General features: G+C 40.1%; 16 protein-coding genes, 1 pseudogene and 1 other annotated feature. Of the genes and pseudogenes, 9 read left to right on the top strand and 8 right to left on the bottom strand.

Annotation, left to right across the window (positions count from 1 at the left end):
* The first annotated feature begins 143 nt into the window (after window positions 1–143).
* Window positions 144–284, top strand: coding sequence for a hypothetical protein (locus tag BK139_RS24040; RefSeq protein WP_175609129.1), 141 nt, complete (start codon window positions 144–146; stop codon window positions 282–284).
* Between the two features lie 48 nt (window positions 285–332).
* On the opposite strand, the gene BK139_RS14665 is transcribed toward BK139_RS24040, so the two are convergent.
* The 4 genes from BK139_RS14665 to BK139_RS14650 form a co-directional block, all read right to left on the bottom strand.
* Window positions 333–632, bottom strand: coding sequence for a putative quinol monooxygenase (locus BK139_RS14665; protein ID WP_076260105.1), 300 nt, complete (start codon window positions 630–632; stop codon window positions 333–335).
* Window positions 633–653: 21 nt separating this feature from the next.
* Window positions 654–1,289 (bottom strand): nitroreductase family protein, encoded by a 636-nt coding sequence (locus tag BK139_RS14660; protein ID WP_076260102.1) that lies wholly within the window; start codon window positions 1,287–1,289, stop codon window positions 654–656.
* Window positions 1,290–1,325: 36 nt separating this feature from the next.
* Complete coding sequence (locus tag BK139_RS14655; protein ID WP_076260099.1) at window positions 1,326–1,754, bottom strand: MarR family winged helix-turn-helix transcriptional regulator; 429 nt, start codon at window positions 1,752–1,754, stop codon at window positions 1,326–1,328.
* Window positions 1,755–1,914: 160 nt separating this feature from the next.
* A complete protein-coding gene (locus BK139_RS14650; protein WP_076260096.1) occupies window positions 1,915–2,550 on the bottom strand; it encodes a class I SAM-dependent methyltransferase in 636 nt (211 codons plus the stop codon).
* 246 nt (window positions 2,551–2,796) lie between these two features.
* On the opposite strand from BK139_RS14650, the pseudogene BK139_RS14645 reads away from it, so the two are divergent.
* Window positions 2,797–3,158, top strand: a pseudogene (locus BK139_RS14645) (pyridoxal-phosphate dependent enzyme); the annotation flags it as partial.
* Between the two features lie 236 nt (window positions 3,159–3,394).
* Here the strand turns inward: BK139_RS14645 and BK139_RS14640 are convergent.
* The 3 genes from BK139_RS14640 to BK139_RS14630 form a co-directional block, all read right to left on the bottom strand.
* Complete coding sequence (locus tag BK139_RS14640) at window positions 3,395–3,691, bottom strand: 4a-hydroxytetrahydrobiopterin dehydratase (RefSeq protein WP_076260093.1); 297 nt, start codon at window positions 3,689–3,691, stop codon at window positions 3,395–3,397.
* Window positions 3,688–5,418 carry an aromatic amino acid hydroxylase gene (locus tag BK139_RS14635; protein ID WP_076260090.1) on the bottom strand — a complete coding sequence of 577 codons (1,731 nt, stop codon included), beginning with the start codon at window positions 5,416–5,418 and terminating at the stop codon, window positions 3,688–3,690. Before BK139_RS14635 ends, BK139_RS14640 begins: the two co-directional genes overlap by 4 nt.
* A gap of 92 nt (window positions 5,419–5,510) precedes the next feature.
* Window positions 5,511–5,717: a binding site (T-box leader), on the bottom strand.
* Between the two features lie 103 nt (window positions 5,718–5,820).
* Window positions 5,821–6,075, bottom strand: a complete 255-nt coding sequence (locus BK139_RS14630) for a YiaA/YiaB family inner membrane protein (RefSeq protein ID WP_076260087.1) — start codon at window positions 6,073–6,075, stop codon at window positions 5,821–5,823.
* 332 nt (window positions 6,076–6,407) lie between these two features.
* Here BK139_RS14630 and BK139_RS14625 point away from each other — a divergent pair, with 332 nt between their 5' ends.
* The 5 genes from BK139_RS14625 (at window position 6,408) to BK139_RS14605 (ending at window position 10,941) form a co-directional block, all read left to right on the top strand.
* Window positions 6,408–6,911, top strand: a complete 504-nt coding sequence (locus BK139_RS14625) for a hypothetical protein (RefSeq protein WP_076260084.1) — start codon at window positions 6,408–6,410, stop codon at window positions 6,909–6,911.
* A 142-nt stretch (window positions 6,912–7,053) separates the two neighbouring features.
* A complete protein-coding gene (locus BK139_RS14620) occupies window positions 7,054–7,356 on the top strand; it encodes a hypothetical protein (RefSeq protein ID WP_076260081.1) in 303 nt (100 codons plus the stop codon).
* 137 nt (window positions 7,357–7,493) lie between these two features.
* Complete coding sequence (locus BK139_RS14615; RefSeq protein ID WP_076260078.1) at window positions 7,494–8,201, top strand: DNA alkylation repair protein; 708 nt, start codon at window positions 7,494–7,496, stop codon at window positions 8,199–8,201.
* A 328-nt stretch (window positions 8,202–8,529) separates the two neighbouring features.
* Window positions 8,530–9,144, top strand: coding sequence for a hypothetical protein (locus tag BK139_RS14610; RefSeq protein ID WP_076260076.1), 615 nt, complete (start codon window positions 8,530–8,532; stop codon window positions 9,142–9,144).
* Window positions 9,145–9,489: 345 nt separating this feature from the next.
* On the top strand, window positions 9,490–10,941 hold the full coding sequence (locus BK139_RS14605) for a serine hydrolase domain-containing protein (protein ID WP_076260073.1): 1,452 nt from the start codon (window positions 9,490–9,492) through the stop codon (window positions 10,939–10,941).
* Between the two features lie 37 nt (window positions 10,942–10,978).
* On the opposite strand, the gene BK139_RS14600 is transcribed toward BK139_RS14605, so the two are convergent.
* Window positions 10,979–11,455, bottom strand: coding sequence for a VanZ family protein (locus BK139_RS14600; protein ID WP_076260070.1), 477 nt, complete (start codon window positions 11,453–11,455; stop codon window positions 10,979–10,981).
* Window positions 11,456–11,811: 356 nt separating this feature from the next.
* On the opposite strand from BK139_RS14600, the gene BK139_RS14595 reads away from it, so the two are divergent.
* Complete coding sequence (locus BK139_RS14595; protein ID WP_076260068.1) at window positions 11,812–12,003, top strand: hypothetical protein; 192 nt, start codon at window positions 11,812–11,814, stop codon at window positions 12,001–12,003.
* Window positions 12,004–12,025: 22 nt separating this feature from the next.
* Window positions 12,026–12,463: a YfmQ family protein gene (locus BK139_RS14590; protein WP_076260065.1), complete on the top strand. Its 438-nt coding sequence runs from the start codon at window positions 12,026–12,028 to the stop codon at window positions 12,461–12,463.
* Window positions 12,464–12,557 lie beyond the last annotated feature (94 nt).

The following is a 12,557-nucleotide window of genomic DNA, read 5'->3' as shown; positions in this document are numbered from 1 at the left end:
TTGTGACCCACTTCCTGTGGGCCTCAACTAACAATCAGTGGGGGATAAGGAAAACCCCCACTGATTGAAGTTTCACTTTATGTGTATAAAAACGTTTGGTCAACACAAACTTTAGGTATCTTACAAGGAAAAGGTGATGAAAAATGGATAAAGAATATCAATTTGCAAATTTGTCCGACGGGGATCTGCAGCAGGTGCATAATCTGGAAAAGCGCTTAAGTGAGGAAAAGGGAGAAGAAGTCATTCTCATTGCTTATCATGATCAGAATGAGAATATAAAGTGAAAACAACGCTTGGGAATCTGCTTCCCCAAGCGTCTTTATGTCTATCATTTACTTTTTATCTACAGGTTTCGCATCATATACTTCCACCTGAGGAGGGGCAGCAAAATACTCAGGTGCTTTTGCCGTAAATGATGTAAAGTGTTCAGTCTGGTTGTGGAACTTCACAGCGTCCATATCCTTCCACAGTTCCACCATAGTATAAGCCCCCGCTTTTTCTGTATCTTTTACAAGGTCATAAGAGATATTGCCTTCTTCTGCTCTGGAAGCCTCAATCAGCGGACGCATTTCAACCAGAAAATCATCTTCTTTATCAGTTTGTATTTGGAAGCCAGCATGAATAATGATCATGTTGCATTTCTCCTTTGTGAGTTATTTCCACTCCGTGATATCTTCAACAGGCAGGCGGACCGATTTGTAGCCTTGATCAGCAGCTTTCCCGATGGAGATTAGCATGACAGGATAGTAGCGTTCCTTGTCCAAATCAAAGGCTTCGGCAATGCGGTCTTTTTCATATCCGCCAATTGGATTAGTATCATAGCCATGGGCGCGGGCTGCAAGCATTAGCTGCATGGATACGAGACCGGCATCAATCAGGTTCATTTCTTTCTTTTGCTCGAATGTCATATTTTCTGCTAAACCTTTGATGGCTGGAACCTGCTTGTCTCTTACATCAGCAGGCATGTATCCTTTTTCAACTGCAGTATCATAAATTTTTTCAATGAAGGCTTCGCTTTTCATATCAACAAAGACGGCAACAACAGCTGCTGATGTCTCTACTTGCCTTTGATTGAATTTTGCAAGTGGTGCCAGTGTTTCTTTGCCTTCTTTTGAATCGATTACCACAAAACGCCATGGCTGCAGGTTTACAGATGAAGGAGCTAAAGAGGCTTCCTCCAGGATTTCAGCCATTTCTTCTCTGCTGATTTTGACTGTTGGGTCATAATTACGGATGGAACGGCGGCCTTTAACGATTTCTTTAAAGTCATTGATAATGGTTTTATTCATGGTGAACTCTCCTTTATGTTTTTCTGGATGAAAAAATTAAAGATTATCTACATTTTCCTGGATGCGAGTGAGCATATTTAATAGTGTGCTTCGCTCAAGCTCCGAAAAGCCGTTCAGGATTTTGGAAATAAACAATTGCTTTTCTTCACAGTAAGCAGCAATCTTCGTTTTGCCTTCCTCTGTCAGGCTGACATAAGTAAAACGGTTATCTGCAGGATTTTTCCTGCGGATCACCATGCCTTTTTCTTCAAGCTGTTTTAGATGTCTCGTGACAGCAGCATGATCGATATTTACTTTTTTCTGAAGCTCCCGCTGTGTAATTTCTTCCGCTTCAAAAAGCTCCCGGAGAATCTCAAGCCGTGACTGGCTGATGCCTGTACAGCGTTCAAACTTCGGCATTGTCTGCTTATTGAGCTCAAACAGCCGGGCAGCAATTAATTCTTCTTGCTTAGAACATTTGAACACAGCATCCCCGCCTTTTTAGATAATTGATAGGTCAATCATTGATACGTCAATTAATATACTGCAAAATATTTTATAAGTCAAACTGGATGCTTAAGGCAGAGAAAATCCTGCTGAATAGCTTATGGATCAGCAGGGTTTTCAGTCATTGAGATCCGTTTTCCTAAAGTTTCTCTGCATCTATTAGCCACACATATCGATTTAGCTGCTTAAACTCAACAGAGAATCCATTGGAATGAAACATGCTTTCTAATATGTGGATGGTTGTATAGTATTCTGTTTCCAGGTCTTGCGCCAGGCTGAGGTAGTGTTTGTTTTTAGCTTCCTGGATAAAAATCTCTTTTTTGTCCTTGCTGCGAAAGACAGTATCGGCAAAAACAACTTTTCCGCCAGTTGTAAGGAGGGCGCTGTATTTAGAGATGGCATTGGCTTTTTCGCTGTCTTCTAAATGATGGAATGCGTAGGTGCTGACGAAAGCATCTATAGGGCCATTCAATTGAAAGCTTAAGAAGTCACCATCCAATATTGTGAGATGAGGCATTTTTTTGCTTGCTATTTTCCTCATGGCAGCAGAAGGTTCAACTCCGACTACTGAACAGCCTTTCTCCAGAAGCATTTGAGTTAAGTTGCCTGTACCTGTACCGAATTCCACTACATTCCCATGAACAAGATCGGCTACTTTATAAAGAATCTGTTCATAATTCATAAACACCTCCTGATATTCAAGGTCTTTACCGGCCACAGTCTCATCATAGGATTCTGCCCAATGGTCAAACAACTCTACAAATTCACGTCCCATTGTAAAATCACTCCTATTAATTCATATAATACTTATTGGTATAGTATGAATTAATGTCTCACTTGGCAACTTTGCAATCTGCCTTAATTCTCAGATGCCAGCTGATTTTTTAGCTGATAATTAATAAAAGTAAACTTAAAACATTCTATACAAGTAGGGATAATAAGGATTAAAAAGAACGTAATAATATCCAAAAAACGCAATGAAAAAGAGTAACCATTCTTTCTGAAAAACAGAGTGCTGACGATGAATTATTACAGCAGCGTGAAAGAACTGATTGGGCATACCCCTCTTGTGATAATCAAACACTATGCTATTCCGCAAGGAGTAAATGTTTTTGCAAAGCTTGAATATTTTAACCCGGGCGGAGTGTAAAGGACCGGTTAGGACAGAAGCTGATTCAGACAGCGATTAAGGATGGACTTCTCCCGGAAGACGGCGCTGTAATTGAACCGACTGCAGGGAATACAGGGATCGGCTTAGCGCTGGCTGCTATAGGAAAGAAGATCAAAATCATCTGTGTTGTACCTCAAAAATTCAGCATTGAAAAGCAGGAACTAATGAAGGCGTTAGGGGCAGAAGTGGTTAATACGCAAACTGAAGAAGGCAGAAAAGCCCCATTTAGTTTAAAATCTAAATGGGGCTTGAGTATTTTTTTATGAGAATGATTAACCTCTTAACGCTCTTCTGACTTTATTAGTGACCTGCTAACAACTTTGCTTTAATGTATGATGTTAGGCTTTGGAGTGTTCTAGGCATCGAAATTTCTTGTACGGGAATATGAAAATCCACTTGATGAAAGGGAAAAGTAAGTGCCCGTCATCTTCAACAGGCACTTAATTTCTTAATTATGGTCTGCAAGGTAAACATCATCTATCTGCCGGGCTAGCTTAAAATCCAGACCTGTCAGCCCATTTTCACTCCAGGAAGTGAGGGAGACAATCACCATTTTGTATTGAATGGCGATAAAAGGATGATGATTTTCGTTTTCAGCAAGTGATGCAATTTTATTTACGAAGGCGATACCGTCTAAATATTCTTTGAAGCGATAGCGCCGTTCAATCCATTTGCTGTCTTTTCTTTTCCAGTCCGGCAGCATGGATAGTTTCCGGGCTATTTCTTCTTCACTTATTTTTGTCATACTGTGACATGCCTCCGATCTAAGATGACATCGAGTCCGTTTTGAATCAGGCGGACATAGCGTTCTTCCTTACTTAACTTTTCAAGCTGGTCCAGGAGCAGTTTTTTCAAAGGCGATTCTTTGTCATGCTTTTCAAGCAGTTCCAGAACTTCCAGCTGAAGCAGCCATTCTTCCGGGAACTCATCGAGAATTTTTCCGATAACACTGTGAAGAAGGACATCTTGAGGGAAATTCGTTTCCCGGATTTGTCTTACTTCCGCATATAATTCTTCTAGAGGGGTTAGGACTGTTCCTTCTTTAGGGCTTTCTTCATTCATAACAGATTCTCCGTGGAATGCAGCGTAATCGGCTGCGAGTGGACGTGCAGAAACAATCTGGCTGCCCACAGCTAAATCATAGGTGCCCCAAGTGGGGTCGAAAAAGATTTCATCTCCCTTTTTGACGAGACATTCTTCAAGTGATATTAAAACAAGGGAATCATGATTAAATAAAAGATTCGTCACATGGCCGGAAATTTCTACTCCGCTTTCGAAGGTGATTTGCATCATTTTATTCATCTCGATGCCAAGTTTTTTCAGGCTCTGTTCCGTTTGATTTTCAAGCCTAATGCCTCCAGCCAATTTTCCGATCGGCGCTCCAAAGCCGTCATGGTGAATATCAGGACCATGATGATTAATTTGTTCATTTTGAAACGAAAGGGCACTCGGACCTGTCGTTTTGACATAGATGGCTTCACCTTCTGCATCCTTCATGATATCAGTGAAAAGACCAGTAATTTGAATGCCTGAATTGAGTTCGATGTGCGCAACCTGGCTTGAAGCGATTGCTTTTTCGATAGCCGCTGTTCCACCTTGCCTGAAGGACATGGACTCGCCGAATCTCGTCACTTCCTCTATCAATTGTTCAAAGCTTTCGCAAACAAATAGCTGGGTCTGCATAGATGTAACGTCATAGCTGGTGTTAATAGCATCTTCAATTGTGAATCGGCGTTTCTTCACCTGATCGGACAGGCAATGCTTGCTTTCACCCACAGATGACAGCAGTCCTGCACCAAAGATCTTGGGCTTCTGCAGGTCGCCAATCAGGCCAAATTCGACCGTCCACCAGAAAATCCGGGAGATTTGCTCAGCTTCAGAAAGTCCTTTTACGTGCTGCTGTTTTTCCTTTAATCGCTGTTTGGCTGCTTCAATTTCTTCTTCAGTTGAAGCTGGCCTTTCCATGACAATCGATAAATGCCTGGTTGCCTCAAACACCTCATGTTCTTCTTTTGTCGCAAAAGCGTTAGCTCCGATATTCCCTATTAATTTAACAAACTCTGAGTAGGTTTCATCAAATAAAATCGGCGCATGCCCCGCCGCTTCATGGAGAATGTCAGGAGCGGGTGTGTATTCGATATTGGTCTTCTGGCGTATATCCGTTGCAATTGGAAGAATGCCATGCGCTTGAAAATCAAAAAATGCTGTGCCGGGAATCAATCCGTCGACAATGACAGCTCCCCAGCCGATTTTATCTAAATGCTCGTTCATTTCACTTACCCGTGGAATGCTGTCGATGGAAATGCCGGATGACTTCAGACCTGAAGTGAATGCATCATGGGCGATGTCCTCAAGGAAATGATGGTTTTGCCTCATCACATATCTCCAAACCGCATGATCAATGGGGCTGTAAGCATTGTAATGCTGCTGGGCTGTAAATGGACGTAAGTGCAAGGGTATCGATTTCTTCATTTGGTATGTCTCCTTTTATTAGCTTTTTATGCTTAAACGCTTTTAAGTGCGAAAGTATTCAGGTATAAAAAATCCCTGCTGAATGTTCATTCAGCAGGGACGAATTTATTCGCGGTACCACCCTGATTGTAAGTAAGAACTTACCACTTCACAGAATAACGGCTAAACCGTCTTATTTCAGAAAAGAAATAAGAAGCTCCAGAAACGTAATTCGTGATCTCCTTTGTACTGGTTTTCAGCACCACCAGCTCTCTGCAACAGGGAGGATACCACTACTTCAATTCCTTCAAAGCATTTAAGTATTAGGATGCTTTATATCTTAAACGCTTTTAAGTATTAAAGTCAATACGTTTTAAATTTAAATCAAAAGAAAAAGCCCAGAAGCCTTTCTGAGCTTGTGTATTATTGCTCAATTTTAGCTGATCTGCGCTCCTGCTCTGCCATGATTTCCGCATCTTCGGCATTGTCCCTTGTCACTTTCTGAGTCAGAATGGACCCGACCGCCACCAGAAGCATGACGGCAATGTAATACCCTTTTTCATTAAGCTCCATATCAGCATTGTAAAGTCCGATCAGAAACAGCCCAGCGCCGGCAATCAGTGTAAAGTATGCTAAAAATGTAAAAGCTGGCGTGTTTCTCCTTCTATACTTTTGCATGTGTTTTAATCCCCTTTTTTCTTAACATATTCTCTCTTTCTCTCCTTGAAGCTGTAAGTTTTCAATCCAATACAACAGATGTAACAATTTATTCTATATTATATAAAATTACCCTTTTTTGTAAAAAAACGCAACAGAAATTTATGGGTGTTTTTTACTGTTTATGATTTTTGTTGAAAATTCACATATTTAGGATGAAATGTTTGTGTAAAAAAGTTTAAATAAAAGAGAGAGACTAAAGCTTGATTTTAATATTGGCTGGAGGGAGGTAAAGATTTGTTAGCAATATAGGTATTCCAGGACTGATTCTGCTATTCCTTAGAAATGTGCCGATGAAAGGTTTGGAAGAGGAAAGGGCTGAAACAAGCCACCATTTAACTGTCAAGTGGATAATAGGTACTGCTCTAGCGGTGTTCGCTTTGGGAGCATTGTTAGGGCTTATAGCCAAATACGCAGATGGTTCAGCTTTGGGGTTAATTGGCTCTGGCCTTGGATTCTGGATAGAAGCAGCTTCTTTGCTTGCAGCCTGGAGCCGAACGCCAATGGCTGCTGGTCTGCATGTTTTAGTGTTCTTTTCTGCGATGCTGTCGGCTTACTATTTGTATTCTATGATTCTGTTCGGATTTTTTCCAAAGTCCCAATTTATCTATTGGGGGAGCATTGCCTTGCTTTCTCCTGTTTGCGGCTATACTGTATGGTTTGCGAGAGGGGCAGGGTGGCTTGCAGCGTTTTGTGCTGCTATGCCGATCAGCCTGCTTATTGGTGAAGGGTTTAGTTTTATCTATACTTACTCCATCCCAAAAGGATTTGTTTTGCTGTTAGCAGTGTTTTTGTGAATTGTTTTGCCTAAAAATCATTTTCAGCGCATTAGGGTTATTCCGCTCACGGCTGTAATCTTATTTTTCATCGAACAGCTTGGACTTCTTTCTATATTGGCAGGCTAAAAAAGCCGGATTGCGTGCGCATGAAGGAGCACTTATGAAAAAACTGATACCATTAGCGGTTTTGGGAGTACTGCTGATTCTGCTTCATTCAACTCCAAACATGGCATTAAGAACCCACGTCTTTTTCAGCGGATATCCTGCAGCTGCCATCGGTTCAGGGATTATTGAAGACGACTTTCATAATGAGGTGGATCGGGATAGGTTTGCTGAGTTAAATGCTAAAGCTTATACATTAACGGAACCTCCTGTTGAAAAAGCGACTCAAGGAAAGTTGAGAAACTATTTAGTTAGAAAATATGAATTCTTCTATTTTGCTGAATACTACGGTGAGGGTTAAAAAGTACAGGGTAATGACCATGCAGGCTGGTTGCAGCCCCTATGATATTAGTTTTTTAAAAAACATATAAACTTCGGCTTAAAGTAAAGGCTCAAGGCCAATAATGTATAGGAGCAATTGTTGAAAGGGTGAGGATCATGACTTATGAAGAAATCATGCAAAAGCTTGAAGAGCTTGGTACAGAGCAGACGAAGAAGACTTTCAAAAATCACGGGGCGAAGGAGCCTTTTTTTGGTGTGAAGGTTGGAGATTTAAAAAATCTGGTAAAGTTTGTAAAGAAGGATCATGAGCTGGCACTTCAATTATATGAATCAGGAAATCATGATGCGATGTATCTGGCAGGGCTGTCTGTCAATCCAAAGCTAATGAAAAAAGAGACTTTACAGGAATGGGCTGAAAAGGCATATTGGTACATGGCTGCGGAGTATACAGTTGCCCAGGTGGCGGCCGAAAGTGAGTATGCTCTTGAATTGGCCCGGGAGTGGATCAAATCCGAGGATGAAATGGTTTCGGTCTGCGGCTGGAACACGTATTCAAATTATGTATCGATTACACCTGATAATGAGCTTGATATAAGTGAAATAAAAGCATTATTGACACAAGTTAAAAATACCATTCATGAAGAAAGAAACCGAGTAAGGTATGTGATGAACGGCTTTGTTATCTCAGTGGGCTCTTATGTACCTGAACTGAATGAGGAAGCGAAGAATATTGCTGAGCATATCGGAAAAGTGCATGTGGATGTTGGAAACACAGCCTGTAAAGTGCCTTTAGCCAAGGAATATATTGAGAAGGTGGAATCGAAGGGAAGGGTTGGGCTTAAGCGGAAGACTTGTATATGTTGAGAATAGCTTTGAACAAAAGACTTGGGAAAATACGTCTCAATAAACTACTGCATCAGACTTTAGGTGAGTGCCAAGATGATCTGGTATAGCTGAGGCACGTAAAATGAGCTCAGGAGGCAATGCTTCTGAACTCATTTGTTTTTATTGAGTTTTCGTTTCTGAATATTCTTTTTCGGTTCCATCTGGAAATTTTGCTTCCAATTCAAATTTTTGGAAAATGCGTCCTTAACCTGGTTAATGACCTCTTGATCTTCAGTATTTTGATCAAACGATATCCCTCAAAAATTGGAGGCATAATTAATAAAATTACTCAAAAAGGATGGACACTATGTTCAAAAAAATCTTTGGAAGAAACTATACAGTTACTGACTTCTGGATCTGGTTTGAAAAGAATTCACAAGGCTATTATCTGTTAGAAGAAGGAAATTTAAATTCATTGTTCAACAAACTAAGTAAACAGTTATCTAAGATAAATGCAGATTTAGCATTTGAATTTAGTGCAGATCTTATCGAAGGAAAGAGAGAGTTTATAATAAGCGCTGATGGCATCTTGTCTGCCTTTCCAGATGTCATTGGCCTTGTTGAAAATGCACCCCAGCTTGCAGGCTTTAAAATAATTGCCTTTCGCCAAAAAAGTACTGTTGATGATATATCCACTATAGAATATGAGGATATACGTTTAGGGCCTGATGATGTCTATTTCACTTACAGAAAAAATGGTGATACTTTAGACATTGTTCTATATCTCAAAGGCTATGATTCTGATTTTGAAGAATGGGAAAATGCTGCTTTTATATTATTAGACACCATTATTGGAGAGTATGATGTTGCTGCTAAAATTGGAAGCATTGATATGCTGCCTTATAAAAAAAGTCCTAATTTAAAATCCATTTTAGAATTACCTGCATTAATAGATAAGGAAGTAACGGGGATAAGATTATAAGTCTTATCCTTTATTAGATAGCAGCTCTTATTGTACTTAAAATAGTTGCCTGACCACGTTTGCTAAAGCTTAAAGCAGGTGGGGCCAGCCTCCTATCTCCTGAAACCCAGCTTGTAAAGTACGCTTGGCCGTATTTACCCTCCGAATTTACCAGTCATTCCCTGCATTATCCACCTTGATGAAAAGAGTCCGATCTTCTATTACATCTCAAGTCCTATTTGAAATAAAGCTGAGGCTCATTATTGGTATTTCCAAATACAGGTAAGATGAAATCAATTATATTTTTTAGCATTCCAGCAACAGGACAAACCGTTGATCAAGGACATTGGTAGAGGGAGAGGTTATATGGCAGTCTTGCCGTCCAGTTTATTAAAAATAATATTGATTCTTATCTTGTTCACTTCATTTAGTTGTTTGCCTGAAAATTCGGCTTCAGCTGAAGAAGACATCGAAGCAAAAATTGAGAAGGCAATTAAGGATTACCTGGAAGACTATCAAGTTCCAGGGGCTTCAGTTGCCTTCGTCAATAATAATGAACTATTTTTTTCAAAATCATGGGGAGTTACTGGAGAATCAGAGGAGGAGGTTACAGAACAAACTCCTTTTACGATTGGCTCCATAAGCAAATCATTAACGGCAATGGCCATTATGAAATTAGCTGATAATGGAACTATCCGCCTGGATGCCAGTATTGAAGAATATCTTCCGTGGTTGAAACTGAACAAGGGGAAAGCGGGCGAAATCACAGTGGAGCAATTGCTCGCGCAGACAAGCGGGTTCAGCACCTATGACGGGCTTGCCCTATCTGATAAAGAGTTAACAGGCAGTAAGGCTATTAAGCATCAAGTCAAGAAACTGGCTGAAGTTGAACTGACTGCTGCACCTGGTGAAAAGCATCAATACAGCAATGCCAATTTCTTAATCTTGGGAGCGATGATTGAAGAACTGACGGGAATGTCCTATGAAGAGTACATGGAACAGCAAATTTTTGATCCCTTAGGGATGAAATACGCTGCGGCTGATAAAGAGGGAGCTTATGAGAAGGGCTACCTGAGCGGGTATCAATCCTGGTTTGGATTTCCGGTGAAAAGTTCTGTAGCCTATGATGACGCCGGGGCACCATACGGATACATTACGGCCAGTTCTGCAGATATGGTCCAATTTGTAAAATTATTGAGCGGGAAAGGGCCGGAGCATTTTATCAGTGATAAAACTTTGGATTTATTTAAGACACCGCAGGTCCAAACTGGAGAAGACCGGTATTATGGTTTAGGAATCCGCATATCAGGACCGGATACTCCCAAAGAAATAATTTGGCATTCTGGTTCTACCCCTGATTCGCATGCAGAAATCTTTTATATTCCGGGAACCAGCTGGGGCGGTGTGATTCTGACAAATAAGAATCATATTTTAGAGGAAGATGGACTTTACTATCTGAAGGAACATATTATTAGTCTATTAAATGGCGATGAGCCTGAACAAGTACCTAATCATAGTTTGACCATACAATACATTCTGCTGGGTTGCGTCCTCCTGCTAGTAATACTTTCAATCTATTTATGGAAAAGATTCAGAACCCGGAAGTTTCTAAAAAAGGGAAAAGGACTTTCCGTAGGGCTGATTTTTATTGGTCTGTCAGCTGCACTAATCCCTGTTTTCACAGCTTGTACATCTTCACCTTGGCATTCCATCTCTGTCTTTGCACCTGATATTGCCCTTTTAACGATAGTGGCAGTAATTATGCTGGCCATAAATGGGCTGCTGCTGATTAGATTAATTCATAAAAAAACAAAGTAATGAAAATGCCTGTCTAAACCAGTTAGACAGGCATTTATTATACGTTCACAGCATTTTTCCTTGCTTTCCGATCTGTCATCACTTTCCATAAACCAAACCCTATTAACGCTCCGATCATATTTAGAATAAAATCATCAATATCCAAACTGCCTCTTCTTGTGACCAGCTGTATAATTTCCACACTAAGGATTATGACAGTCATGGTAATTGTAAAGGACTTATGTCTGTTTAGCCTTTTACTAAAATAGGGCAGAAAAATTCCCATTGGCAAAAATGCAGCCACATTGCCGGCAAGGTTTTTTATAGGAATGATTAAATTCATGCTTCCATTGGTCATAGCCAATACATACCCTTTAATGGTTTTAAAGGGCACAAGATTTGAGGACTGCTTCATATATTCGATTAAAGGCATTTCTGACCAGAATCCTCTCGACATGAAAAAGAGCAGTACTGTTAATAAAAGCAGGTAAATAAGAAAGCTTATTCCCATGAAAAATCTTATAATTATCTTCATCTTTATCTCCCGGAAAAATGAGTCTTTGATAATAGTAACATAATTTTTCCATATTATTTAATTGCCAGCTATTATAATGAAAGTATCGCAATACATAGGGGGGATGTTATGGAAAAGATTTCATCTTTTCAGTGCCTGGAGATGTTATGATGACCCTTGTATATTGGAGCAGAGTGCCTGATAAGTAGAATTCAAGATTATTATGCCGTGCCTAATATAAGATGGGAGAGGCATTTTTTTATATGGTGAAAGTGGATGGTGAATTTTATATCTAATTGGATGGTTAATTGTTGGCCCTTTTGCGATATTATTTAGATATAGCAGTTTATTAAAATGTAAAAGAAGAGGTGCGCAGCATGGGAGTAATGCTTGGACTGGTTCTAATTATCTTAATTTTTGCTGTGGTTTCAACTTTGCTGCTGACAGGCAAGGCTGATGAGAACTATGGAAGTTCAACAAAACGGAACACAACCAATTTAACCTTAATATATGTGGTTATTATTTTTATCGGATTAGCTTCTCTTGGAGTTTATATTTGGCGGATTTAAATACAGATGGAGATGAAGAAAGATGACATGGGCAGTATTGGTACCTATTATTCTCGTTAGTCTGCTGAAAATCGTGCTGACCTGTATGCCGACCGGCACGGTTAATTGGCTGATCCGGAAATTTGAAACTCATTCCAGGCTTGATGAGAAAGAGGTTACAGTCACAATTGGTGATAATAGGCTGGAAGATAAGGAGAAACTTCAGATTATCAATCAGTTCAATGAAGGAATATTTATTAAGAAACATTATATCCACCCGGGCAGCGAACAGCTTTTTTTACGGCCTGAGTTCAGTGGAATACCAATAGTTATCGAGTTTCTGGAAAGAGATGACAAGCTGTTCGTATATAGCTATAAGGACCGCATTGATGTGGTCAAACAGCGCAGAAAAAAGGTCATCGCATACAGCCTGATTTCTGATAGCCTTCAAAACAGCTCACTGGCAATAAAGGTCAGTTAAACTAAGAATATTAAATGAAAGCTAGATCCTTGGATCTAGGCTTTTTTTGTCTGCAGGAGGGATGTAATTAACTGCAGCTTACCATGCAGATCGT

Source organism: Paenibacillus sp. FSL R5-0490, assembly GCF_001956215.1.
Taxonomy (GTDB): Bacteria; Bacillota; Bacilli; order Bacillales; family Cytobacillaceae; genus Cytobacillus.
This window is presented reverse-complemented; position numbering and strand designations above follow the sequence as displayed.

Excerpts from the sequence above, each read along its gene's own strand:
- BK139_RS24040 (WP_175609129.1), top strand. The coding sequence starts at position 144 with ATGGATAAAGAATATCAATTTGCAAATTTGTCCGACGGGGATCTGCAG.
- BK139_RS14665 (WP_076260105.1), bottom strand. The coding sequence starts at position 632 with ATGATCATTATTCATGCTGGCTTCCAAATACAAACTGATAAAGAAGAT.
- BK139_RS14660 (WP_076260102.1), bottom strand. The coding sequence starts at position 1,289 with ATGAATAAAACCATTATCAATGACTTTAAAGAAATCGTTAAAGGCCGC.
- BK139_RS14650 (WP_076260096.1), bottom strand. The coding sequence starts at position 2,550 with ATGGGACGTGAATTTGTAGAGTTGTTTGACCATTGGGCAGAATCCTAT.
- BK139_RS14640 (WP_076260093.1), bottom strand. The coding sequence starts at position 3,691 with ATGACAAAAATAAGTGAAGAAGAAATAGCCCGGAAACTATCCATGCTG.
- BK139_RS14635 (WP_076260090.1), bottom strand. The coding sequence starts at position 5,418 with ATGAAGAAATCGATACCCTTGCACTTACGTCCATTTACAGCCCAGCAG.
- BK139_RS14630 (WP_076260087.1), bottom strand. The coding sequence starts at position 6,075 with ATGCAAAAGTATAGAAGGAGAAACACGCCAGCTTTTACATTTTTAGCA.
- BK139_RS14625 (WP_076260084.1), top strand. The coding sequence starts at position 6,408 with ATGAAAGGTTTGGAAGAGGAAAGGGCTGAAACAAGCCACCATTTAACT.
- BK139_RS14620 (WP_076260081.1), top strand. The coding sequence starts at position 7,054 with ATGAAAAAACTGATACCATTAGCGGTTTTGGGAGTACTGCTGATTCTG.
- BK139_RS14615 (WP_076260078.1), top strand. The coding sequence starts at position 7,494 with ATGACTTATGAAGAAATCATGCAAAAGCTTGAAGAGCTTGGTACAGAG.
- BK139_RS14610 (WP_076260076.1), top strand. The coding sequence starts at position 8,530 with ATGTTCAAAAAAATCTTTGGAAGAAACTATACAGTTACTGACTTCTGG.
- BK139_RS14605 (WP_076260073.1), top strand. The coding sequence starts at position 9,490 with ATGGCAGTCTTGCCGTCCAGTTTATTAAAAATAATATTGATTCTTATC.
- BK139_RS14600 (WP_076260070.1), bottom strand. The coding sequence starts at position 11,455 with ATGAAGATAATTATAAGATTTTTCATGGGAATAAGCTTTCTTATTTAC.
- BK139_RS14595 (WP_076260068.1), top strand. The coding sequence starts at position 11,812 with ATGGGAGTAATGCTTGGACTGGTTCTAATTATCTTAATTTTTGCTGTG.
- BK139_RS14590 (WP_076260065.1), top strand. The coding sequence starts at position 12,026 with ATGACATGGGCAGTATTGGTACCTATTATTCTCGTTAGTCTGCTGAAA.